Below are 22,009 nucleotides of genomic sequence, written 5' to 3'. Positions count from 1 at the left end.
GGCGGCCGGCCCCGGTCACGACCCGGCCGGTCGGCACACCAGCGGTTTGTCCAGCTCGGAGCAGGGGCGGTGGCCCTGGGAGCGGATGACGTCCTTGCCGACCTCGGCGGCGAGGTAGCGCAGGAAGCCCGCGGCGATCGAGTCCGCGGGCGGCTCGCCGTAGGTGTAGGCGATCTCGGTCTCCCAGAAGGGATAGGCGCCCTGGTCGGCGCCCTCCAGCGTCGCCGGGTAGCCGTCGATGCGCACCTGGCGCACGCCTTCGTGGGCGGCGGCGGAGCCGACCTCGCTGTGACCGAGGGCGCCGGGTGTCGCGGCCACGGTGTCCAGCAGGGCGGGCGTGCCGCCGACCTCGCAGCGGCCGGCGCGGCCGGTGTCCAGGCTCCGGCAGTCGTTGGTGGTGACGGCGGGCAGCGGCCGGCCGTCCAGCACCCGCTTCTCCAGGGCGGAGCGGGTGCCGGAGCCGGGGTGGCGGCTGACCAGCTGGATCGGGAGGTCGCGGCCCTTGACCTGGCTCCAGTTGGTGATCCGCCCGGCGTAGATGTCCCGCACCTGCTTCAGGGACAGGTCCCGCACCCCGGTGTCCTCGCTCACGACCAGGGTGAACAGCGAGAGGGCGACCGGCCGGGGCAGCAGTTGCGGGCGGCCGTCGGACTTGGGGCCGTCGCTGAAGGCCAGCCGGTCGCCCAGCCCGGCGTCCGTGCCGGGCTCCGTCTTCCCGCCCGCCGCGGCGAGGGTGTCGAGGCCCGGGACGCTGCCCCGGAACGAGTTGTCGGTCAGCGGTATCCGGGCCCCCGGGCAGGTCTTCGTGTACTGGGCGGCGGCCAGTTCCAGCACCGGTCTGAAGGCGGTGGAGCCCGACAGGTGCAGGGTGCCCTCGGCGCAGTCCAGCGGTGCGGCGGCCGCGTCCTCGCCGCGGGCGAAGGTGGACACGGACTGGGCGACGCTGACCAGGACGAGGAGGGCGAGGAGCCAGCGGACCGGGCGGGAGGCGAAGGGGTAGTACTCGGTCTTCTTGATGGTCCCGCCGCGCACCCCGCCGACGACGCCCGCGGTGACCACGGGGTCGGGGAAGTCCGGTTCCCGGAAGCTCTCCTCGCGGTCCAGGACGGCCAGGACCTTGTAGTGCGCCCGGCGGTTGAGTATCACCTTGGGCAGACTGATCACGCCGTCCGTGGTGGCGAACCCCGCCCGGTCCGGCTCGAAGAAGCTGCGCGGCACGTTGTCGCTGCGCTCGGTCACGGCCATGCCGACCACCCGCCGCCCCGGGAAGGCGATGCGCACCCCCACCGGATCGGTGGGCGGCGCGACGTAGTCGCCGTCGACGATCGGCGACCAGCCCACGTTCTCGATGCGCAGCAGTACGACCGACGGGTCGGCCAGGGTCCTGCCGTCCCACTGCATCCGCTGGAACACCCGGGTCTCGGGACCGGAGGTGGAGGAGTCCCGGACGGTGGTGTCCATCTGGACCCGGTAGCCCAGCCGTTTGCGGCCCGCCAGGACGAACTCCCACAAGGCGGCGACCACGGGCACGGCGAGGCCGAACACCGCGATCACCGACTCCCACGAGACACCGCTCATGACCGACTCCCGACGCAGACCCGCACATGGATGGGGAGGCCATGTTGTCCGTGCGCGACGGCTCCCGGACCCGCTCGTGCTGACCATCCGTCAGGAATTCACCGGTGTGTCACCTGTGTCCCGGGGTGTTTTCCGGACGTTGGTTGCGGCGGCTGCGCGGACCATTGACGCGCAAGGGGTTCGATTCTACGTTCCCGTCCGATCAGACGATCGGCGTTCGAAATCCTGAACAGGAGCGTCCCCCCATGAGTCGCAGACGAACCGCACTCCTCGCGATCCCCGCCGCGGCGCTGCTCGCGCTCGTCCCCACCACGGCGTCGGCCTACCCCGGCCCCGGCCGGGTCACCGGTTCCGTCGTCACCCACGACCCGACCATGATCCGCACCGCCTCCGGTCAGTACCAGCTCTACGCCACCGGCGGCGGCATCAGCAGCAAGACCTCCTCCGACCGCACGGCCTTCGCCGCCGGCGCCGACGCCTTCGGCACCCGGCCGAGCTGGTGGTCGCGGTACTCCTCGGTCCCCGAGGCGTGGGCACCCGACATCTCGTACCACGGCGGCAAGTACCTGATGTACTACTCCGTCTCGAAGTTCGGCACCAACACCTCCGCCATCGGGCTCGCCGGCTCCACCACCGGACAGCCGGGCAGCTGGAGCGACTACGGCATCGTCTACACCTCCGGCTCCTCCAGCGACTACAACGCCATCGACCCCAACCTCTTCGTCGACGACGACGGCAGGTGGTGGCTGTCCTTCGGCAGTTGGTGGACCGGCATCAAGATGATCCGGATCGACCCGTCCACCGGGAAGCAGCTCGCCTCCGACACCGCCCGGCGCTCCCTCGCCTCCCGGCCGTCCGGCACCAAGGCCGTCGAGGCCCCGTACATCGTCAAGCGGAACGGGTACTACTACCTCTTCGCCTCGTACGACACCTGCTGTGCCGGCACCGGCTCCACCTACAAGATCAAGGTGGGCCGGGCGACCAGCGTCACCGGGCCGTACTACGACCGCAACGGGGTCTCGATGATGAACAACGGCGGCACGCCCGTGCTCGAGTCGCACGGCAGCGTCATCGGCCCCGGCGGGCAGTCGATCCTGAAGGACGTCGACGGGGACCTGCTCGTCTACCACTACTACGACGCCAACGACAACGGCACGCCCAAGCTCGGCCTCAACCTCCTGGACTGGAGCAGCGGCTGGCCCGTCGCCTACTGAGCACCGGGGCGGCGCGGTCAGCCCGTGCGGCCCATGCCCGCCGGGTCCGGCCAGCCCCGTGAGGCCGGCCGGCCCCCCGCCGGCACCGACTCCAGACCGTCCGTGCCCCTGACCTGGGCCGCCGTGAGGCCGCCGCGGGCCGGGACGCCGGGCGGGGTGGGGCCGGCGGGCACCGGGTGCGGGGCCGCGGCAGCCGGGGCCGGGGCGGGCGCGGGATACGGCGCCGGGGCGGGCACGGGATACGGCGCCGGGGCGGGCGGCGGGACCGGATCGGCCGTGGGCTGCGGGGCCGGTGCCGGGTGGGGGACCGGCACCGGCCCGGGGTACGGCGCCGGCTGGGGGACCGGCGCCGGTTGCGGCACCTGCTGCGGTGCCGGCACCGGCATCGGCATCGGGCCGACGGTGGCCGCCGCCGGGGCGACGGGCACCGCGGCCGGGAGCGGCATGCCGGTGCCGGCGGCCGGAGCGGCGGCGAGCCCCGGAGGGCCGGCGGGCTGAGCGGCGAGCGCCCGCATCCCGGCCCCGTTGGTCTCGCTCACCAGGCGGTCCACCGCCGCCGTGCCCGAGCTGTAGCCGGTCCCGGTGGCGGGCCCGGGCACGGCGGCTCCCCTCCTGGACCCGTAGAGCACCTGTTCCAGGCCGGACACCAGGCGATGTACGTCCACCTGGGGGCGCACCACGAGACGCAGGAAGCGGCTGGACGAACCGATCTTGTTGCCGCACTCACGGACCAGGATCCGGTGCTCGGTGAGCATCCGGTCCCGGACGACGGTGCCCTCGGCGCCCACCGGGAGGCGCACGAAGAGGAAGTTCCCCTGGGAGGGATAGACCGTCAGGCCGGGCAGCGCGGACAGCCGGCCGGCCATCTCCAGGCGGTCGCGGCGCACCTGGTGCAGGCTCTGCGCGTACTCCGGGCCGTGGTCGCGCAGCATGAACACCACGTGCTCCGCGAAGGAGTTGAGGTTCCACTTCGGCAGCATGGCGCGCACCCGGCCCGCCAGCGCCGGATTGGCGACCAGATACCCGAAGCGTATGCCGTGCAGGCCGAAGTTCTTGCCGAGGCTGCGCAGGACGACGACGTTGGGGCGCAGCATCGCCTCCCGCACGACGCTGGGTTCGGCCTCCGCGTCGGCGAACTCCAGGAAGGACTCGTCGATCACGACGAGGTCCCGGTCGGCCATCGCGTCCATGAACTGCACCAGCGCCTGCTTGCGCAGATAGCCGCCGTCGGGGTTGTTGGGGTTGCAGATCACCACCGTCCGCGTCCCCCGGGCCCGGACGAACTCGGCGTACCGGGCGAGGTCGAGGGCGAAGCCGGCGGACTCCTGGAGCGGGAACATGTCGACCCGCTTGCCGGTCTCCATCGGCTGGTCGGTCCAGCGGCCGAAGGTGGGGACGGGGACGGCGAGGGAGTCGCGGACCAGCAGGTGGTCGATCCAGGTGATCAGCTCGGTGGAACCGTTGCCCATGGCCACGCACTGGGGCGGCAGTTCCAGCAGGCCGCACAGCTCGGCCGTGATGGTGTCGGCGCCGCTCGGGTAGTAGGTGATGATGTCGCGCAGCCGGCCGGCCATCTCCTCGAACATCGCCGGGGTGGGGAAGTACGGGTTGCAGGGGATGCAGAAGTCCACCGGCCCCGCGCCCGCCTCGCCGCTCTCCCGCGTCAGCGCCGCCATCGACGGGCTGTGCGCCGCGGTACCGCGGAACAACGAGGTGACGTTGCCGGACAAGTGGACCTCCGTCGGTGGACGGCCCGCGCGGGGGAGCGCGGGCCGCCCTTGCATACGGAGGAGCAGGCGACGGTGTTCAACGCGTGTGAAGGAAGTGTGCCCGACCGACGCCTCGGGTCCTCACGCCCCGAACGAGTGGACCGTCGTCGTCCGGTACGTCTGCCCCGGCCGCAGCACCGTCGACGGGAAGGACGGCTGGTTCGGCGAGTCCGGGAAGTGCTGCGTCTCCAGGCACAGCGCGTCGCCCTGCCGGTAGAGCGAGCCACCGGTGCCGGTCAGGGTGCCGTCGAGGAAGTTGCCCGAGTAGAACTGCAGGCCGGGCTGGTCGGTGGCGATGCGCAGGGTGCGGCCCGAGGCGCCGTCGCGCAGGGTGGCGATGTGCTCGGGGCGCTCGGTGATGCCCTTGTCCAGCACCCAGTTGTGGTCGAAGCCCTTGGCGGTGACCAGCTGCGGGTGGGCGTCGCGGATGTCCCGTCCGATCGGCTTGGCCCGCCGGAAGTCGAAGGGCGTGCCGGACACCCTCGCCAGCTCGCCCGTCGGGATCAGGCCCGCGTCGGTGGGCGTGTAGCGGGAGGCGGCGATCGACAGCTCGTGGTCCTCGATGGTGCCGCTGCCCTCGCCGGCCAGGTTCCAGTAGACGTGGCTGGTGAGGTTGACGACGGTGGCCTTGTCGGTGGTGGCCTCGTAGTCGATGCGCCACTCGCCGCGCCGGGTGAGGGTGTAGGTCACCGTCGCCCGGAGCGTGCCGGGGTAGCCCATCTCGCCGTCGACGCTGGTGTAGTGCAGGACCAGGCCGACGTCGGAGCCCGAGGTGAACGGCTCGACGTCCCACACCCGGTAGTCGAAGCCCAGGGCGCCGCCGTGCAGGGAGTTCTCGCCGTCGTTGACGGAGAGCTGGTACTCCTTGCCGTCCAGGGTGAAGCGGCCCTTGGCGATGCGGTTGCCGTACCGCCCGATCAGGGCGCCGAAGTGCGGGCTGCGGGCCACGTAGTCGTCGAGGTTGTCGAAGCCCAGCGAGACGTTCGCGTAGCGGCCCCGGCGGTCGGGGATCTCGAGGGACTGGACGACTCCGCCGTACGACAGCACCTTCATCCGGGTGCCGCCGTTCTCCAGCGACCAGCGGTACACCTTCGTGCCGTCGGCGAGCTTGCCGAAGAGCTCCTTCACCGGCTTCCTGCCTCCCGTGGCGTGTGCCGTGCCGCCGACCGCGGTGGCCGTCAGGCCGGCGGCGGCCGCCGATGCGATGACCGTACGTCTGCTCAGTTCCATGTGCGGCTCCTGTACTTCCGTGAAGAGAAGCGGGCCCCGCCGTGAGCGGCGGGGCCCGAGATCCGTTACGAACCGACCCTGCGCTTGTTCCACACGTCGAACCCGACCGCCGCCAGCAGCACGGCGCCCTTGATCACCTGCTGCCAGTCGGTGCCGATGCCGACGAGGTTCATGCCGTTGTTCAGCACGCCCAGGACCAGACCGCCGATGATCGCGCCGAGGACCGTGCCGACGCCGCCGCTCATCGACGCGCCGCCGATGAACGAGGCGGCGATGGCCTCCAGCTCGAAGTTGAGGCCGGCCTTGGGAGAGGCCGCGTTGAAGCGGGCGGCGAAGACCAGACCCGCCAGGGCCGCGAGCATGCCCATGTTCAGGAAGACCAGGAAGGTGACCTTCTTGTCCTTCACGCCCGACAGCTTGGCCGCGGGCAGGTTGCCGCCGATGGCGTAGATGTGGCGGCCGATGATCGCGTTGCGCATCAGGTAGCCGAAGCCGACGACCAGTACGCCCAGGATGAGCAGCACGATCGGGGCGCCCTTGTAGCTGGCGAGCAGCAGCGTGACGACGAGGACGGCGGAGACCAGGGCGACCAGCTTGAGCAGGAACAGCTTGGCCGGCAGCACCTCGAGCGCGAACTCCTGCTGCCGCTTGCGGTCGCGGACCTCCTGGTAGATCACGAAGGCGATCAGCGCGAAGCCCAGCAGCAGGGTGAGGTTGTGGTAGTTGGTCTCCGGGCCGACCTCGGGCAGGAAGCCGTTGGCCACCTTCTGGAGGTCCTTCGGGAACGGACCGAGGGTCTGGCCCTCCAGGAAGATCTCCGTCAGACCGCGGAAGAGCAGCATGCCCGCGAGGGTCACGATGAACGAGGGTATGCCGAGATAGGCGATGAAGAATCCCTGCGCCGCGCCCGCCGCGGCGCCGATGGCCAGGCACAGCAGCACCGCGACCGGCCAGGGCAGGTCGTTCTCGACCATCAGTACGGCGGCCATCGCCCCGGTGAACGCGGTCAGCGACCCGACCGACAGGTCGATGTGGCCCGAGATGATGACCAGCATCATGCCGATAGCGAGGATCAGGATGTAGCTGTTCTGCAGCACCAGGTTGGAGACGTTGCGCGGCAGCAGCAGGTCGCCGTCGGACCAGACGGCGAACAGCGCCACGATCAGGCCGAGGGCGATCAGCATGCCGTACTGGCGCATGTTGCGGCGCAGGCCGTCGAGCATCAGCTGCCACAGGCCGCCGGCGGCGGCCGAACCGCCTTTGCCGGGCGGCGCCGGGGCCGGGGTCTTGGCGGTCACGTCCGTGCTCATCGGGTTACCTCTTCGTCCTTCTCGGCCTGCTTGTCCTTCGTCATCTGCCGCATCAGCGCTTCCTGCGAGGCCTCGGCCCGCGAGAACTCGCCCGTCAGCCGCCCCGCCGCCATCGTGTAGATGCGGTCGCACATGCCGAGCAGCTCCGGCAGTTCGGAGGAGATGAAGACGACCGCCTTGCCCTGGGCGGCCAGTTGGTCGATGACCGTGTAGATCTCGTACTTGGCGCCCACGTCGATGCCGCGGGTGGGCTCGTCCAGGATCAGCACCTCGGGACCCGCGAAGATCCACTTGCTGAGGACGACCTTCTGCTGGTTGCCGCCGGACAGCTTGCCGACCGGCTCGAAGACGGTCGGCGCCTTGATGTTCATGGATCTGCGGTAGCCCTCGGCGACCTGGCGCTCCCCGTGCTCGTCGACCACGCCCCGCTTGGCGACCTTGCCCAGCGCGGTCAGCGAGATGTTCCGGTTGATGGTGTCGATGAGGTTGAGGCCGTAGTGCTTGCGGTCCTCGGTGACGTAGGCGATGCCGTGCCCGACCGCCTCGGGGACGGTCTTCGTACGGACCTCCGCGCCGTCCCTGAGGACGGTGCCGCCCGCGTACCGGCCGTAGGTGCGCCCGAAGACGCTCATCGCCAGTTCGGTGCGGCCGGCGCCCATCAGTCCGGCGATGCCGACGATCTCCCCGCGCCGCACCTCGATCGAGACGTCGTCGACCACCTTGCGCTGCTGGTCGATGGGGTGGTGCACGGTCCAGTTGCGGATCTCCAGGGCGGGCGCGGTGCCCTCCTCGGGGTGGTGCGGGGTGCGGTCCGGGAAGCGGTTCTCCAGGTCGCGGCCGACCATCCCGGAGATGATCCGGTCCTCGGTGGTCTCCGGCGCCTTCACGTCGAGCGTCTCGATGGACTGCCCGTCGCGGATGATCGTGACCGAGTCGGCGACCCGCCGGATCTCGTTCAGCTTGTGCGAGATGATGATCGAGGTGATGCCCTGTTCCTTCAGCTGGAGGATCAGGTCGAGGAGCTTGCCGCTGTCCTCGTCGTTGAGCGCCGCCGTCGGTTCGTCGAGGATGAGCAGCTTCACCTTCTTCGACAGCGCCTTGGCGATCTCCACCAGCTGCTGCTTGCCCACGCCGATGTCCGCGACGCGGGTCTCCGGGTGCTCGTCGAGCCCGACCCGGCGCAGCAGTTCGGTGGCGTGCCTGAGCGTCTCGTTCCAGTCGATCAGGCCGCGCTTGGCGTGCTCGTTGCCGAGGAAGATGTTCTCCGCGATGGAGAGGTACGGCACCAGCGCCAGCTCCTGGTGGATGATGACGATGCCGTGCTGCTCGCTCGCCCGGATGTCCCGGAAGCGGCAGGTCTCGCCCTCGAAGAGGATGTCCCCCTCGTAACTGCCGTGCGGATGGACGCCGGAGAGCACCTTCATCAGGGTCGACTTGCCGGCGCCGTTCTCCCCGCAGATGGCGTGGACCTCGCCCCGGCGGACGGTCAGTGTGACGTCCGACAGCGCTTTGACACCGGGAAAGGTCTTGACGATCGAGCGCATTTCCAGGACGGGTCCCGCCATGGTCGTGCCTTCCAATCCTTGTGGGGGCCCGGTTACTTGAGGTCGTTCTCGGTGTAGTAGCCGCCGTCGACGAGGACCTTCTTGTAGTTGTCCTTGTCGACGCTGACCGGCTGGAGCAGGTAGGCGGGGACGACCTTGGCACCGTTGTCGTAGGACTTGGTGTCGTTGACCTCGGGCTTCTTGTCGTTCAGGACCGCGTCGACCATGTTCGAGGCGACCTTGGCGAGTTCGCGCAGGTCCTTGTAGACGGTCTGGGTCTGCTGACCCGAGATGATCGACTTCACCGAGGCGACCTCGGCGTCCTGGCCGGTGACGACCGGCATGGGCTTGCTGCCGGAGCCGTAGCCGTCGGACTTCAGGGCGGAGAGGATGCCGATGGAGATGCCGTCGTAGGGCGAGAGCACCGCGTCCACGCGGGCGCTGCGGTAGCTGGAGGTGAGCAGGTCGTCCATGCGCTTCTGCGCGGTGCCGCCGTCCCAGCGCAGGGTGGTGACCTGGTTGAGGGCGGTCTGCTTGGACCTCACGACGAGCTGGCCCTTGTCCATGTAGGGCTTCAGCACGTTCATCGCGCCGTTGAAGAAGTACTTGGTGTTGTTGTCGTCGTTGGAGCCGGCGAACAGCTCGATGTTGAAGGGGCCCTTCTCGCCCGCCTTCAGCCCGAGCTTGTCCACGATGTAGGAGCCCTGCAGCTCGCCGACCTTCTCGTTGTCGAAGGAGGCGTAGTAGTCGACGTTCTCCGAGCCGAGGATCAGCCGGTCGTAGGAGACGACCGGGATGTCGGCGTCCTTGGCCTGCTGGAGGACGTTGTCGAGGGACTTGTTGTCGATCGCGGCGATGATCAGGGCGTCCACGCCCTGCGTGATCATGTTCTCGATCTGGGAGACCTGCTGGTCCGGGTCGTCCTCCCCGTAGACGAGCTTGGTCTCGTAGCCCTTGGCCTTCAGCTCCTTCTCGACGTTGGCGCCGTCGGCGATCCAGCGCTCGGAGGACTTGGTCGGCATCGCGATGCCGATGGTGGCGCCTTCGGCGCCGCCCTTGTCCTCCTCACTGCCGCCCTCGCTGCTCTGGCCGCAGGCGGTCAGGGTCAGGGCGAGGGAGGCGGCGGAGGCTATGGCAGCGAGTGCGGCTCTGCGGTTGCGCATGGTCATCATCCTTGATGTGGGTGCAGGGCTCGGTCTGGTGGTGCCTGAACGCAAAATCACTGAGGTAGAACGACCGAAAGAGGTGTGTCGGATTGTGCGCGGTCGTGTCTTCTTTTGAGAAGGGGGTTTCCGGAACGTTATGACGAGATCTCGAACCGGTTGAGCGAGCCCGGCAGCCGCGAACCGAGCGGCGCCATCTCCCCGTCCGCCCCGTGCCGGGCGAGCAGATCGAGGGCGAGCCGGCCGCGCCGCACCCGCTCCTTCGCGGTGGCCAGCGTCAGTTCCCGCAGGTGGTGGCCGTACGGATAGATCCCGGGCGCCTTGGAGAGGCCGAACTTCAGGTACAGCGGGGCGCCGCGCCGGATCAGCTCGGCGATCTCGTACATGCGGACGTAGCCGCCGAGGTCGTCGGGAGCCTCGATGTACATGTCCATCGGCGCGGCCGAAACCCGCCGAATTTCGGTCAGGTGATCCGGTGTCAGGTCGCTGGGCACGTTGATGGAGTCGGCGCCGAGGCGCTCGTACACCGCGTACGAGGCCGGATTGACCGGTCCCACCAGCGCCGAGAGCTTCAGTGTGGTGTCGGCGGGAACGATGCCCGCCGCCCGCGCCCGGTGCAGCGTCCACAGCACGCCCTCGTCGGCGACGAGCAGGCACTTGACGCCCAGCTCCGTGGCGCGGACGGCGTCCTCGACGCACCCGGCGACCGCGTCGTGGCCGCGGGCCCGCAGCCCCGCGCCGCCCGAGTCGGTCCGGGTGGAGCCGCCGATGTCCCAGGTGCCGCGCGGACCGGTGAACAGGCACAGCTCGATGTCGCGTTCGGCGGTGGCCTCGACCATCTCGGTGATCTCGGCGTCGGTCAGCATCCACACGCCGCTGCCCTGGCTGATCCGGTGGATCGGCACGTCCAGCCGGGAGGACTCCTTCAGTACCACCCCCAGCGCCTCCGGGCCCTCGCAGGAGGGGATCTCGGTGCGCCAGCGGCCACCGCCCGGGAAGGAGTGCGGCGAGGCGTCGGCGGGGTCAAGGGCGGGCGCGGCCAGGCCGAGAGCGGTGAGCGCCTGCTCACCGGGCCGGCGTGCGGCGGCCTTGGCGGAAGCGTCGGTCACAAGCGTTCCTTAGGGTTCGATACGCCGGAGCCCGCACCCGGCCTGTCATGTTCGACATGCCGGACAAGGTTCGCGACGTGAGGTACGAAAAGCCTCGAAGTGGAGGTACGCCGGTACGGAGGCCGTCAGGTCGCCCCCGTACCGGCGTACGGCTCAAGGGGCGCGGTCAGGGATGCAGCAGCACCTTCCCGACCTTCGGGTCGCCGGACCCCACCAGCTCGATGGCCTCGGGGAACTCGGCGAGCGGCAGCTCGTGGGTGACCAGCGGGCGCGGGTCGAGCAGGCCGGCCGCGAAGACCCGCACCGTGTGCGCCCACGCGTCCGGCGGCGCCCCGAAGACGGTGTGCACCTCCAGCTGACGCACGACCAGGTCGGTGGGGTCGAGCCCGTCGGCGCCCGGCGCCGGGATACCGGTCAGCACCAGGCGCCCGCCCCGGCGCAGCAGCGCGGCGGCGGTGCGGGCGGCGTCCGCCGACCCGGCGGTCTCGATCACGACGTCGAAGTCGTCCGGCAGGAGCTGGTCCTTGGTCCGGAAGTCGGTCGCGCCGTACTGCCGCGACAGCGCCTCCCGGTCCCCGCGCGTGCCGACGACCAGCAGCTCGCCGGGGGAGGCCGCACGCAGGAACTGCACGGCGAACATGCCGAGCGTCCCGGTGCCGACCACCGCGACCCGCTCACCGGGCCGGGCGTTCGCCTTGAGCGCGGCGGCGGCGATGCAGGCGGCGGGCTCCAGCAGGGCGGCGGCCGTGAGGTCGGCGTCGTCGGGCAGCGGGTGCAGCAGCCGCGCGGGCAGGGTCAGCGTGGGCGCCATGGCCCCCGGCTGGGTGAAGCCCGTCTCCTCGTAGCCGGCCGTGCACAGCGTCGTCTCGCCCGCGTGGCAGCGGTCGCACACCTGGCAGTTGCGGAAGCCCTCGCCGACCACCTTGCGCCCGGCGAGGGACGCCGGCACCCCGGCGCCGACCCGCTCCACGGTCCCCGACCACTCGTGGCCCGGGGTGAGCGGGTAACGCACGTACCCCTCGGGCCGGTTGCCCTGCCAGACCTCGCGGTCGCTGCCGCAGATCCCGGCCGCGTGCACCCGCACCAGCGCCTCGCCGGGGCCGGGCTCGCGCGGCTCGTGCGGCACGAGCCGGTACGCCCCCGGCGCCTCGACGACGACCGCGCCGCTCACGCCCCGGTCCCCTTGGGCTTGCGCTGCTCCCAGCCCTCGGCCCACAGGTCGAACCGCGCCTGCTGCTGGGGGAACTCGGCCGCCGCGTCGGTGTCCAGCTCCACGCCGAGACCGGGAGCGTCGGACAGGTGGAAGCAGCCGTCCTCCGGGTCCACCACGGGCGCGCCCTTGACCACCTTCTTGATCTCCGCGTCCGCGAAGTCGTTGAAGTGCTCCAGGATCTTGAAGTTGGGCGAGGTGAAGCCGACCTGGAGGGAGGCGGCGGTGAGGACGGAACCGCCCACGTTGTGGGGCGCGACGAGCATGTAGTGCGTCTCGGCGGTCGCGGCCAGCTTCCGCGTCTCCCAGATGCCGCCGATGTGACCGACGTCGGGCTGGACGATGTCCACCGACTGGTCCTCGAACAGCTCGCGGAACTCGATCCGGTCGTGGATGCGCTCACCGGTGGCGACCGGGATGTCGACCTTCTCGGCGACCTTCCGCAGCGCCTTGAGGTTCTCCGGCGGCACCGGCTCCTCCAGCCAGGCCGGCTTGAAGGGCGCCAGTTCGCGCGCGAGCCGCACGGCGGTGGACGGCGAGAAGCGGCCGTGCATCTCCAGCATCAGCTCGGCGTCCGGACCGATGGCGTCCCGCACGGCCTCGATGAGGGAGACCGCGTACAGGGTCTGCTCGTGGTCCAGCTCGAAGTGCCCGGTGCCGAACGGGTCGATCTTCAGCGCCCGGTACCCGCGCTCCACGACGCCCTGCGCGGCCTTGTGGTACGCCTCCGGGGTCCGCTCGGTGGTGTACCAGCCGTTGGCGTACGCCTTGACCTTGTCGGTGACCTTGCCGCCCAGCAGCTGCCAGACCGGGACGCCGAGGGCCTTGCCCTTGATGTCCCAGCACGCCATCTCGATGACGGCGATGCCGGACATCACGATCTCGCCGGCCCGGCCGTAGTCGCCGTACTTCATGCGGCGGACCAGATCCTCGACAGCGAACGGGTCGGACCCGAGAATGTGGTTGGCCTCGGCCTCCTTCAGATAGCCGAGGAGAGCGTCGGTGTGCCCCAGCATCCGGGTCTCGCCGACTCCCGTGATCCCCTCGTCGGTGTGCACCTGGACGTACGTCAGGTTGCGCCACGGCGTCCCGACCACGTGTGTGCTGATTCCGGTGATGCGCACGGCGGTTGCCCTTCGCTTTGTTCGATATTTCGTCACTCGTTCGAAATGCTGGCGTGACAGTAAGGAGGGGGTGGCGGGAGTGTCAATGGGGCGGACACACAACGGTTTCGGCAGTTTCGAAAGGACGGCCGGAGCGGCCCCGGCCGCTTTCCCACACAACCTTCACAGCCGCCTCTAGGAACGCGCCCGTCGCGGAACTTAACCTTCCCGCGTCATGGACTACTGCCACCCGTGCCGACGGCACCTCAACGGCGCCCTCGCCTGCCCGGGGTGCGGGACACCCGTCGGTGAACTCCACACGCCCGAGCCGGAGTCGGCGGCGGTGGGGGAGGTGCCGACGCCCAGCGTCGAGGAGGTGCCGGCCCCGCGCGTCGAGGAGGCGGAGGCGTCCGGTGGACCCCCTGCCGCCGGGCGGGCGAGCCGCCGGGACCGCAAGGCCGCCGCGCACCGCCGGCGCCGCCGCCGGGTCCTGTTCGTCACCACCGGTTTCGTCCTGGCCGCCGGCGGACTGAGCCTCGCCGAACTCGGCCTGGACGCGCCGGGCTCCCCGCCGAGGCCGGCGGAGGCCGGCGGCGCTTCCACGGACGGCGAGGCGAGCCGCGAGGTGGGGCGGACGTCCGCCGTGCCGGTCGACGCGACCTCGGACACCGCCACGGCCACCGCCTCGGGCACGCCGTCCCCGGACGCCTCGGCGACGGCCTCGGCATCGGTCACGGCCTCGGCGTCCGCGTCGAGGTCCTCGTCGGCGCGCGGGCCGGAGACGGCCGAGGAGGCGGACGCCTCGGCGCCGCCCCCGGCCTCGGCGTCCGACGAACCCGGCACCCCGGACCGCCCGACGCCGCCCCCGGACGATCCGCCCCCGACCACGCCCCCCACGTCGTCCGCCGCGCCGGACCCGACCCCGACGGAGACCTGCGACCGCTTCCTGTGGTGGTGCACCTAGCCCCCGGCACGGTGCGCCCGGCCCCGCCGCCGGCTCCGCCTCGCCCCCGCCCCGGGGGGTCCACGGCGCCGCGCCCGGGGGACTCACGGCGCCGCGCCCGGGGGACTCACGGCGCCGGCGTCACTGCCCGAGCATCCTGCGCAACGCGTCCCGCAGGGCGACCCGCTCCTCCTCCGACAGCCCGGCCAGCGGCTCCCGCGCGAAGCGCAACGACTCCCTGAGCTCCCGCGCCGTCCGCCGGCCCTCGTCCGTCGCCGCCGCGACCTTCACCCGCCGGTCGCCGGGGTCCGTCCGCCGCTCGACCAGCCCCCGCGCCTCCAGCCGGTCCACGATCCCGGTCACGTTCGACGGCTCGCACTTCAGTTTCTGGGCGAGCTTGCGCATCGGCAGCGGCTCCAGCGACAGCAGGCTGAGCAACTTGGCCTGCGCCCCGGTCAGGGCGCGTTCCGCCGCCGCCTCCTCGTAGTCGGCGTGGAAGCGGGCCACGACCTCGCCGATCAGCTCGACGACTTCCAGGGTGAGTGCGTCGGGTCGACGGGTCGTGTCGCGTGGTGTGGCCATGGAAACCAGGGTACCCATTTGTTTGACAACCTGAAATGTTCAGTCGCATGGTTGTTTCAGAGGCTGAAACATCTCGGTGAACCCCCAGGAAGGTGCCCCATGACCGACTCCCCCGCACTGCCCGACGTCAACCGCGAATGGCACCTGGACAGCCGCCCGGTCGGCTGGCCCAAGCCCGAGGACTTCTCGCTCGTCGAGACGGCGCTCCCCACGCCCGGTGACGGCCAGGTGCTCGTGCGCAACCTGTACGTCTCCGTCGACCCCTACATGCGCGGCCGCATGAGCGCCGCCAAGTCCTACGTCGCCCCCTACGAGCTGGGCAAGCCCATGCAGGGCGGCGCGGTCGGCGAGGTCGTCGCCTCCAACGCCGAGGGCATCGCCGTCGGCGACCACGTGCTGCACTTCTTCGGCTGGCGCGAGTACGCCGCCGTGGACGCGAAGAACGCCGTCAAGGTCGACCCGGAGGCGGCGCCCCTGTCGACGTACCTGGGCGTGCTCGGCATGACGGGCCTGACCGCCTACGCCGGCCTGCTGCGCACCGCGTCCTTCAAGGAGGGTGACTCCGTCTTCGTCTCGGGCGCCGCGGGTGCCGTCGGCAGCCAGGTCGGCCAGATCGCGAAGCTCAAGGGCGCCTCCCGGGTCATCGGCTCGGCCGGCTCGGACGAGAAGGTCAAGCTGCTCGTGGACGAGTACGGCTTCGACGCCGCCTTCAACTACAAGAACGGCCCGGTGAGCGAGCAGCTGCGCGCCGCCGCCCCGGACGGGATCGACGTCTACTTCGACAACGTGGGCGGCGACCACCTGGAGGCGGCCATCGGTTCCCTCAACCGGGACGGCCGCATCGCGATCTGCGGCGCGATCTCCGTCTACAACAACACCGAGCCGGCCCCCGGCCCGAAGAACCTCGCCCGTCTGATCCAGACCCGCGGCCGCATCGAGGGCTTCCTGGTCGGCGACCACTACGACCTCCAGCCGCAGTTCGTCCAGGAGGTCGGCCCCTGGGTCCGCTCCGGTGAGCTGAAGTACCGCGAGACGGTCGTCGAGGGCATCGAGAACAACCTGGAGGCGTTCCTCGGCGTCCTGCGCGGCGACAACACCGGCAAGATGATCGTCAAGCTCTGACGTCCCGCGGCCGGGCAGGCGGCCCGGGAGCGGCCTTCACTGATTTTCCGGCATGCGGTAGCGTCTTTCCGAAATCCGTCGTGGTCGTGGGCGCGAGTCACGGCGGACCGAGGAGGAAGACAACCGCATGCCCATTCAGCAGTCCGAGGTCCTCTACACCGCCGTCGCCACCGCCGAGAACGGCCGCGACGGCCGGGTCGCCACCGATGACGGCAAGCTCGACGTGGTCGTGAACCCGCCCAAGGAGATGGGCGGCAGCGGCGCCGGCACCAACCCGGAGCAGCTGTTCGCGGCCGGGTACAGCGCCTGCTTCCAGGGCGCGCTCGCCGTCGTGGCCCGCCAGGAGGGCGCCGACGTCTCCGGCTCGACCGTCACCGCGAAGGTCGGCATCGGCAAGAACGACGAGGGCTTCGGCATCATCGTCGAGATCTCCGCCGAGATCCCCTCGGTGGACGCCGACACCGCGCGGTCGCTGGTGGAGAAGGCCCACCAGGTGTGCCCGTACTCCAAGGCGACCCGCGGCAACATCACGGTGACGCTCGTCTGAGCGGACCCGCCGCGCCGGACCGCCGGAGGCCGCACCCGCAGACGCCGGGTGCGGCCTCCGCCGCGTTCGGCGGTCAGCGCGCGGCCGGTAGAGTTCCGCCCATGCGCGATCTTGGGGCGGGATTCGGTCATCTCCTGAAGGGCCAGCGCTGGGTGGCCCGGCACGGCAAGAGCTACGGCTTCGGGCTCGTCCCGGGCCTGATCACCCTCGTCCTGTACCTGGCGGCGCTGGTGTCGCTCGCGCTGTGGGGCACGGACTTCGTCGCCTGGGCGACCCCCTTCGCCGACGACTGGTCGAGCCCCTGGCTCGGGCTCTTCCGCGGCTTCCTCACGGCCGTCCTCTTCGCCCTCGCGCTGCTCCTGGCCGTCCTCACCTTCACCGCGGTCACCCTGCTGATCGGCCAGCCCTTCTACGAGAACCTCTCCGAGCGCGTCGACCGCGACGTCTCCCCGGACGGCACCGCACCGGAGTCCGACCTGCCGCTCATGCGCGAGCTGTGGATCTCGGGCCGCGACAGCCTGCGCGTCCTGGTGCGCGCCGCCCTGTGGGGCGTCCTGCTCTTCGCCCTCGGCTTCATACCGTTCGTCGGCCAGACGGTCGTGCCGGTGGTCGGCTTCTTCGTCACCGGCTTCTTCCTCACCGAGGAACTGACCTCCGTCGCCCTCCAGCGCCGGGGTGTCGAACTGCGCGACCGGCTCGCCCTGCTGCGCTCCCGCAAGACCCTGGTGTGGGGCTACGGCACCCCGCTGGCCGTGTCCTTCCTGGTGCCCTTCGTCGCGGTCTTCCTGATGCCGGGCGCGGTCGCCGGCGCCACCCTCCTCGCCCGCGACCTGCTGGGCGAGGAGATCCGGGACGGCGACGAGGGCCGTCCCGACGGCGGCTCGACCGCCCGGACGGTCAGCCCCGGCCCGGCCGGTCCCGCCGGTCCGGCTCCGACGCACTGACCGCCACCGCCACGATCGACCGCACCTGCGCGACGATGTCCAGCCGGTTGCGCACGAACGCGGGGTCGGTGACCGTCCCCGTCGCCGGGTCGGTGTTCCCCTCCCCGAACCGCAGTACCGGTGTGTGGACGTGCCCGCCCGGCAGCGTGCCGCGCAGCCCGAGACGGTCCCGCAGCAGGGTCGCCCGGTAGGCGATCTCGTTGGAGAGGTAGTCCCCGCCGCCGCCCGCACGGGCCGTCGAGCCGGGCGTCGGCCCGTCCGGCCGCACGACCGCCTCCGTGCCGCCCGCCGGGATCTCCGTCACGCTGGTGTTGTCGTACACCGGGAAGCGCCCGGTGTCCGCGGCCGTGATCGCCTCGTACGGCAGTGTCGTGGTCGTCCACTGCGGCTGCGGGCCCGGGCCGGCCACGGGCACCGTCTCCGTGCGGGAGACGTTCTCGTTGTCCGGGAAGCCGCCCCGCCAGGCCCCGTTGGTCCGCTCCACGTCGAACCGGCCGACCCGCCCCTGGCTCACCGTCGTGAACAGGTCCACCCGCGGCAGGTGCGGCCGCAGCGCCTCTTCCACCGCCCCGTGCGTGAAGTCCCGCCAGCGCACCGGGAACACGACCGTCTCCACCCGCGCCGGACCCGCCGCGGTCCGGATCACCGTGCCGTCCAGCGCCAGCGCGGCGGCACCGGACGGGTTGGAGATCCTGATGTCGCGGTCCAGGGTGAAGGGGTCGAAGCCGGTGAGCAGGACCCGCTGGAGCCCCTTGTCCCCTCCGCCCTCGGGCAGGCGGACGTCGCTCTGACCGCGCGAGGTGCGCTCCAGGACCGCGAGCAGGGTCTCCCGCTGCCGCTCCGTGAGCCGGAACCCCGGTTCCCAGGTGCGCAGTTCCCGCGTCATCCCGAGCCTGGCCCAGTACAGCGGCCGGTCGTCGTCCCGGCTCAGGTCCCCGCGCGCGGGCCCGCGCCCCCGCGCCCGGTCCACCGCCCGCCGCCACAGCGCCGAGCCCTCCCGCGCGACCAGGCGGTGGGCCTCGCGGTAGGAGTCGGCCCGGCCGAGCCCCCGGGTGAACGCCGGGGCCACGTCGGAGAACCCGGAGCGGCGCAGGATCTCCCGGGGCACCTCCCCGTCGAGCCGCCGCTCCTCGGCGGTCGGCGCGGGGGCGGCGTTCGCCCGGGGGAGTGCCGAGGCGGTCACCGGGGCCACCAGGCCCGCCGTCAGGGCCAGTCCGAGTACACCGATGCCAACGCGTATGTGTGTCAAGGGAGTCCAGGTCCTTCCGTCGCCGTGGGGTGCGCTGCCGGACGGCGGCAGTATCGCGTGACGGAAGGGACGCGCGCTACGGCACGGGTTCGCCGAGCAGGACGGCGAAGTCCCGGAAGGCGCCCGGCATGTCCACCGCCTCGGGGTCCAGCAGCCACTGGTACTGGAGCCCGTCGAGGACGGCCACGATCAGCGGTGCCGCCCGCTCGGGGGTGAGGCCGCTCGGCAGCCGGTCGCCGTACTCGGCGCGCAGCAGGTCCGCCATGGAGGCGCGGACCCGGTCGTAGCGCTCGGTGAAGAACGCGCGTGCCGGGTGCCCGTCCGTCACGCTCTCACCGAGCAGCGCCGAGAAGGTCTGGATGATCCCCGGGCGCATCGCGTTGTACTCGACCAGGGCGGTCAGCAGATCCATCCGCAGCCGGCGGCCCGGCAGCGCGTCCCAGTGGTCGCGCTCCTCCAGCACCGCGACGAGCAGCGCCTCCTTGGTCGGGAAGTGGTGCAGCAGCCCCTGCTGGGTGAGCCCCACCCGCTCCGCGACGGCGGCCAGGCTCGCGCCCCGGTAACCGCGCTCCGCGATCACGTCCAGCGCGGCCCGCACGATCTCCGCGCGCCGCTCCCGGCTCCTGGCCCTGGTCGTCATGGCGTCACGGTACGTCATCCGAGTGGGGGGAATGTAACGCAGCGATAACGAAACCTACCGATCACCAGGGAGTGGGGTCACGATGGAGACTCCAACGGCTCTCGACGAGGAGGTCCCGCGATGGCGGACCCACAGGCACCGGCCCGGACAGCGGAAGAGACGGGGGCGGCGGCCCGCGAGGCGGCCGTCGAGCGGGCGCTCGCCGGACTCGGACTGGACGCCAAGACCCGGCTGCTGGCCGGACAGGACATGTGGACCCTGCCCGCCCTGCCGGAGATCGGCCTGGCGTCCCTGGTGATGTCCGACGGCCCGATCGGCGTGCGCGGCGTCCGCTGGACCGCCGACGACCCGTCCGTCGCCCTGCCCTCCCCGACGGCCCTGGCCGCCTCCTGGGACCCGGACCTCGCCCGCCGCGCCGGCGTGCTGCTCGCCCAGGAGGCCCGCCGCAAGGGCGTCCACGTCCTGCTCGCCCCCACGGTCAACCTGCACCGCTCCCCGCTCGGCGGCCGGCACTTCGAGGCGTACAGCGAGGACCCGTACCTCACCGGACGGATCGGCACCGGCTACGTCGCCGGCGTCCAGTCCGGCGGCGTGGCCACCACCGTCAAGCACTTCGTCGCCAACGACGCCGAGACCGACCGCTTCACCGTGAACAACCTGGTCTCCGAACGGGCCCTGCGCGAGCTGTACCTGGCCCCCTTCGAGGCCATCGTGGCGGGCGCCCGCCCCTGGGGCGTCATGACCGCCTACAACTCGGTCAACGGCCCGACCATGACCGAGCACCGTCACCTGGTCCAGGAAGTGCTGCGCGGCGCATGGGGCTTCGACGGCTTCAACGTCTCCGACTGGATGGCCGCCCGCTCCACCACCGGCGCCCTGCGGGGCGGCCTCGACGTGGCGATGCCCGGACCCGGGACGGTGTACGGCGAGGCGCTCGCCCGGGCCGTGCGGGCGGGCGAGGTCGCGGAGGCCGAGGTCGACGCGGCCGTGCGCAACGTCCTGCGGCTCGCCGCCCGCGTCGGCGTCCTCGACGGCGCCGAACCGGCCGTCACCGAACCGCCGGCGACCGTGGACGGCCCGGCACTCGCCCGCGAGATCGCCCGCCGCTCCTTCGTCCTGGTCCGCAACGAGCGCGCGGCCCTGCCCCTGAGGTCCGGCACCGTCGCCCTGATCGGCGCCGCCGCCCGCGACGCCCGCATCCTCGGCGGCGGCTCCGCCACCGTCTTCCCCGCCCGCGTCGTCTCCCCGCTCGACGGTCTCACCGCCGCCCTCCCCGAGGGCAGCCTCACCTACGCCGTCGGGGCCGACCCGAACACCGAACTCGCCGTCGCCGACCGGGGCTTCGAGCTGCGCGCCGTCTGCCGCGACGCCGACGGACAGGTCATCGGCACCGGTTCGGCACCCAACGGCCACATCCAGTGGATGGGCTCCGACCTCCCCGAGGGCGTCACCCACGACCGGCTGCACTCCGTCGAGCTGACCGGCACCTTCACCCCGCGCGAGAGCGGCCCGCACACCTTCGGCATCAAGGGCGTGGGCGCCTTCACCCTCACCGTCGACGGCACCACGCACTACGACGACGTCCAGCGCCCCGCCAAGGACGACCCGTTCCTGTCCTTCTTCGGCGCACCCGAGCCGCGCGCCGAGGTCGACCTCACCGCGGGCGAACCGGTCGAGGTCGGTCTGACTTATGTGGTCGAGCTGCCGGAGGGCGCCGGGATGAAGGTCGTCACCTTCGCCCTCGCCCACGGCGAACCGCGGCGCGACCCGGACGAGATGATCGCCGAGGCGGTGCGGGCCGCACGCGGGGCCGACACCGCCGTGGTCGTCGTCGCCACCACCGACCGGGTCGAGTCCGAGGGCTTCGACCGCACCGACCTGCGCCTGCCCGGCCGCCAGGACGACCTGGTGCGCGCCGTCGCCGCCGCCAACCCGAACACCGTCGTGGTCGTCAACTCCGGCTCCCCGGTGGAACTGCCCTGGCGCGAGGAGGTCGCCGCCGTGCTGCTGAGCTGGTTCCCCGGCCAGGAGGGCGGTGCGGCCCTCGCGGACGTCCTGACCGGCCGTGACGAGCCCGGCGGGCGACTGCCCACCACCTGGGGCGCCCTCGCCGACGCCCCCGTCACCCGCGTCACCCCGGAGAACGGCGAGCTGCCCTACGACGAGGACCTGTTCATCGGTTACCGCGCCTGGGACCGGGCGGGACGCACCCCCGCCTACCCCTTCGGACACGGCCTCGGCTACACCGACTGGACCTACGAGTCCGTCGAGGTCGACGGCACCACGGCCAAGGTCCGCCTGCGCAACACCGGCGACCGCCCCGGCCGCGAGGTCGTCCAGCTCTACCTCGCCCCCGCCGAACCCGACGCCTCCCGCCCCGTACGGTGGCTGGCCGGCTTCGCCGGCGCGGAGGCCGGGCCCGGCGAGCGCGCCGAGGTCACCGTCGAACTGCCGCGCCGCGCCTTCGAGGTCTGGGACGAGGCGACCGGCTCGTGGGCGTTTGTGAAGGGTTCGTACGAACTCCGGATCGGTCGCTCGATCGCCGACCGCCGGATCACGGCGACGATTACCGTCTGAGGCGGGACGCCCTGAGCGGCGTGCCCCCGCGAACAGCCCCGGTCCGGAACCTGACGGCCGGACCGGGGCTCGGCACCGCCGCGCGACGGCCGCGCCCTCGACGGCCACCGCACCGCGACGGCCACCGCACCGCGACGGCCACCGCACCGCGACGGCCACCGCGCCGCGACGGCCA

The 22,009-nt window shown here is 71.8% G+C and carries 18 protein-coding genes; 6 read left to right on the top strand and 12 right to left on the bottom strand.

Annotated features, from left to right (window positions below):
* Nucleotides 1-15: 15 nt before the first annotated feature.
* Nucleotides 16-1,578 carry a substrate-binding domain-containing protein gene (locus ACFZP7_RS11545; RefSeq protein ID WP_385634350.1) on the bottom strand — a complete coding sequence of 521 codons (1,563 nt, stop codon included), beginning with the start codon at nt 1,576-1,578 and terminating at the stop codon, nt 16-18.
* A gap of 245 nt (nt 1,579-1,823) precedes the next feature.
* On the opposite strand from ACFZP7_RS11545, the gene ACFZP7_RS11540 reads away from it, so the two are divergent.
* Nucleotides 1,824-2,792, top strand: a complete 969-nt coding sequence (locus ACFZP7_RS11540) for an arabinan endo-1,5-alpha-L-arabinosidase (RefSeq protein ID WP_228898631.1) — start codon at nt 1,824-1,826, stop codon at nt 2,790-2,792.
* A 17-nt stretch (nt 2,793-2,809) separates the two neighbouring features.
* Here ACFZP7_RS11540 and ACFZP7_RS11535 read toward each other — a convergent pair whose 3' ends face one another.
* The 8 genes from ACFZP7_RS11535 to ACFZP7_RS11500 all read right to left on the bottom strand — a co-directional run bounded on the left by ACFZP7_RS11535 (nt 2,810) and on the right by ACFZP7_RS11500 (nt 13,251).
* Nucleotides 2,810-4,522 carry a pyridoxal phosphate-dependent aminotransferase gene (locus ACFZP7_RS11535; RefSeq protein ID WP_385634349.1) on the bottom strand — a complete coding sequence of 571 codons (1,713 nt, stop codon included), beginning with the start codon at nt 4,520-4,522 and terminating at the stop codon, nt 2,810-2,812.
* 120 nt (nt 4,523-4,642) lie between these two features.
* The gene (locus ACFZP7_RS11530) at nt 4,643-5,791 is read right to left on the bottom strand and encodes an aldose epimerase family protein (protein WP_031020262.1); all 1,149 of its coding nucleotides are present in this window, start codon (nt 5,789-5,791) and stop codon (nt 4,643-4,645) included.
* A 65-nt stretch (nt 5,792-5,856) separates the two neighbouring features.
* Complete coding sequence (gene mmsB / locus ACFZP7_RS11525; RefSeq protein ID WP_031020260.1) at nt 5,857-7,101, bottom strand: multiple monosaccharide ABC transporter permease; 1,245 nt, start codon at nt 7,099-7,101, stop codon at nt 5,857-5,859.
* Nucleotides 7,098-8,666, bottom strand: a complete 1,569-nt coding sequence (gene mmsA / locus ACFZP7_RS11520; RefSeq protein ID WP_019326309.1) for a multiple monosaccharide ABC transporter ATP-binding protein — start codon at nt 8,664-8,666, stop codon at nt 7,098-7,100. The genes mmsB and mmsA overlap by 4 nt, the downstream gene beginning before the upstream one ends.
* A gap of 32 nt (nt 8,667-8,698) precedes the next feature.
* Nucleotides 8,699-9,808 (bottom strand): multiple monosaccharide ABC transporter substrate-binding protein, encoded by a 1,110-nt coding sequence (gene chvE, locus ACFZP7_RS11515; protein WP_306691896.1) that lies wholly within the window; start codon nt 9,806-9,808, stop codon nt 8,699-8,701.
* Nucleotides 9,809-9,945: 137 nt separating this feature from the next.
* Nucleotides 9,946-10,917 (bottom strand): hypothetical protein, encoded by a 972-nt coding sequence (locus tag ACFZP7_RS11510; RefSeq protein ID WP_019326307.1) that lies wholly within the window; start codon nt 10,915-10,917, stop codon nt 9,946-9,948.
* Nucleotides 10,918-11,083: 166 nt separating this feature from the next.
* Nucleotides 11,084-12,088, bottom strand: a complete 1,005-nt coding sequence (locus ACFZP7_RS11505) for a zinc-binding dehydrogenase (RefSeq protein ID WP_125773273.1) — start codon at nt 12,086-12,088, stop codon at nt 11,084-11,086.
* On the bottom strand, nt 12,085-13,251 hold the full coding sequence (locus tag ACFZP7_RS11500; RefSeq protein ID WP_019326305.1) for a mandelate racemase/muconate lactonizing enzyme family protein: 1,167 nt from the start codon (nt 13,249-13,251) through the stop codon (nt 12,085-12,087). The genes ACFZP7_RS11505 and ACFZP7_RS11500 overlap by 4 nt, the downstream gene beginning before the upstream one ends.
* A 214-nt stretch (nt 13,252-13,465) precedes the next feature.
* Here ACFZP7_RS11500 and ACFZP7_RS11495 point away from each other — a divergent pair, with 214 nt between their 5' ends.
* The gene (locus ACFZP7_RS11495; protein ID WP_385634348.1) at nt 13,466-14,194 is read left to right on the top strand and encodes a hypothetical protein; all 729 of its coding nucleotides are present in this window, start codon (nt 13,466-13,468) and stop codon (nt 14,192-14,194) included.
* Between the two features lie 120 nt (nt 14,195-14,314).
* On the opposite strand, the gene ACFZP7_RS11490 is transcribed toward ACFZP7_RS11495, so the two are convergent.
* On the bottom strand, nt 14,315-14,755 hold the full coding sequence (locus ACFZP7_RS11490) for a MarR family winged helix-turn-helix transcriptional regulator (RefSeq protein ID WP_029393521.1): 441 nt from the start codon (nt 14,753-14,755) through the stop codon (nt 14,315-14,317).
* 99 nt (nt 14,756-14,854) lie between these two features.
* On the opposite strand from ACFZP7_RS11490, the gene ACFZP7_RS11485 reads away from it, so the two are divergent.
* From ACFZP7_RS11485 to ACFZP7_RS11475, 3 genes are all read left to right on the top strand, one after another.
* Complete coding sequence (locus tag ACFZP7_RS11485) at nt 14,855-15,877, top strand: NADP-dependent oxidoreductase (protein ID WP_019326302.1); 1,023 nt, start codon at nt 14,855-14,857, stop codon at nt 15,875-15,877.
* Between the two features lie 127 nt (nt 15,878-16,004).
* Entirely contained in the window at nt 16,005-16,424 is a 420-nt protein-coding gene (locus tag ACFZP7_RS11480) for an organic hydroperoxide resistance protein (RefSeq protein ID WP_019326301.1), read from the top strand.
* 101 nt (nt 16,425-16,525) lie between these two features.
* Nucleotides 16,526-17,368, top strand: a complete 843-nt coding sequence (locus tag ACFZP7_RS11475) for an EI24 domain-containing protein (RefSeq protein ID WP_029393519.1) — start codon at nt 16,526-16,528, stop codon at nt 17,366-17,368.
* Here ACFZP7_RS11475 and ACFZP7_RS11470 read toward each other — a convergent pair.
* Together ACFZP7_RS11470 and ACFZP7_RS11465 are read right to left on the bottom strand one after the other, a co-directional pair.
* Nucleotides 17,322-18,617: a pyroglutamyl peptidase gene (locus tag ACFZP7_RS11470; RefSeq protein ID WP_385634347.1), complete on the bottom strand. Its 1,296-nt coding sequence runs from the start codon at nt 18,615-18,617 to the stop codon at nt 17,322-17,324. The genes ACFZP7_RS11475 and ACFZP7_RS11470 overlap by 47 nt on opposite strands.
* A 76-nt stretch (nt 18,618-18,693) precedes the next feature.
* A complete protein-coding gene (locus ACFZP7_RS11465) occupies nt 18,694-19,275 on the bottom strand; it encodes a TetR/AcrR family transcriptional regulator (RefSeq protein ID WP_019326298.1) in 582 nt (193 codons plus the stop codon).
* Between the two features lie 102 nt (nt 19,276-19,377).
* On the opposite strand from ACFZP7_RS11465, the gene ACFZP7_RS11460 reads away from it, so the two are divergent.
* The gene (locus tag ACFZP7_RS11460) at nt 19,378-21,834 is read left to right on the top strand and encodes a glycoside hydrolase family 3 protein (RefSeq protein WP_385634346.1); all 2,457 of its coding nucleotides are present in this window, start codon (nt 19,378-19,380) and stop codon (nt 21,832-21,834) included.
* Nucleotides 21,835-22,009 lie beyond the last annotated feature (175 nt).

Origin of the sequence: Streptomyces sp. SudanB5_2050, from assembly GCF_964272335.1 — a bacterium.
Classification (GTDB): domain Bacteria; phylum Actinomycetota; class Actinomycetes; order Streptomycetales; family Streptomycetaceae; genus Streptomyces; species Streptomyces rochei.
Note: the sequence above shows the minus strand (reverse complement) of the source record. Positions and strands in the feature narration are given on the sequence as shown.

Excerpts from the sequence above, each read along its gene's own strand:
- ACFZP7_RS11545 (WP_385634350.1), bottom strand. The coding sequence starts at position 1,578 with ATGAGCGGTGTCTCGTGGGAGTCGGTGATCGCGGTGTTCGGCCTCGCC.
- ACFZP7_RS11540 (WP_228898631.1), top strand. The coding sequence starts at position 1,824 with ATGAGTCGCAGACGAACCGCACTCCTCGCGATCCCCGCCGCGGCGCTG.
- ACFZP7_RS11530 (WP_031020262.1), bottom strand. The coding sequence starts at position 5,791 with ATGGAACTGAGCAGACGTACGGTCATCGCATCGGCGGCCGCCGCCGGC.
- mmsB (WP_031020260.1), bottom strand. The coding sequence starts at position 7,101 with ATGAGCACGGACGTGACCGCCAAGACCCCGGCCCCGGCGCCGCCCGGC.
- mmsA (WP_019326309.1), bottom strand. The coding sequence starts at position 8,666 with ATGGCGGGACCCGTCCTGGAAATGCGCTCGATCGTCAAGACCTTTCCC.
- chvE (WP_306691896.1), bottom strand. The coding sequence starts at position 9,808 with ATGCGCAACCGCAGAGCCGCACTCGCTGCCATAGCCTCCGCCGCCTCC.
- ACFZP7_RS11495 (WP_385634348.1), top strand. The coding sequence starts at position 13,466 with ATGGACTACTGCCACCCGTGCCGACGGCACCTCAACGGCGCCCTCGCC.
- ACFZP7_RS11490 (WP_029393521.1), bottom strand. The coding sequence starts at position 14,755 with ATGGCCACACCACGCGACACGACCCGTCGACCCGACGCACTCACCCTG.
- ACFZP7_RS11485 (WP_019326302.1), top strand. The coding sequence starts at position 14,855 with ATGACCGACTCCCCCGCACTGCCCGACGTCAACCGCGAATGGCACCTG.
- ACFZP7_RS11480 (WP_019326301.1), top strand. The coding sequence starts at position 16,005 with ATGCCCATTCAGCAGTCCGAGGTCCTCTACACCGCCGTCGCCACCGCC.
- ACFZP7_RS11475 (WP_029393519.1), top strand. The coding sequence starts at position 16,526 with ATGCGCGATCTTGGGGCGGGATTCGGTCATCTCCTGAAGGGCCAGCGC.
- ACFZP7_RS11465 (WP_019326298.1), bottom strand. The coding sequence starts at position 19,275 with ATGACGTACCGTGACGCCATGACGACCAGGGCCAGGAGCCGGGAGCGG.
- ACFZP7_RS11460 (WP_385634346.1), top strand. The coding sequence starts at position 19,378 with ATGGCGGACCCACAGGCACCGGCCCGGACAGCGGAAGAGACGGGGGCG.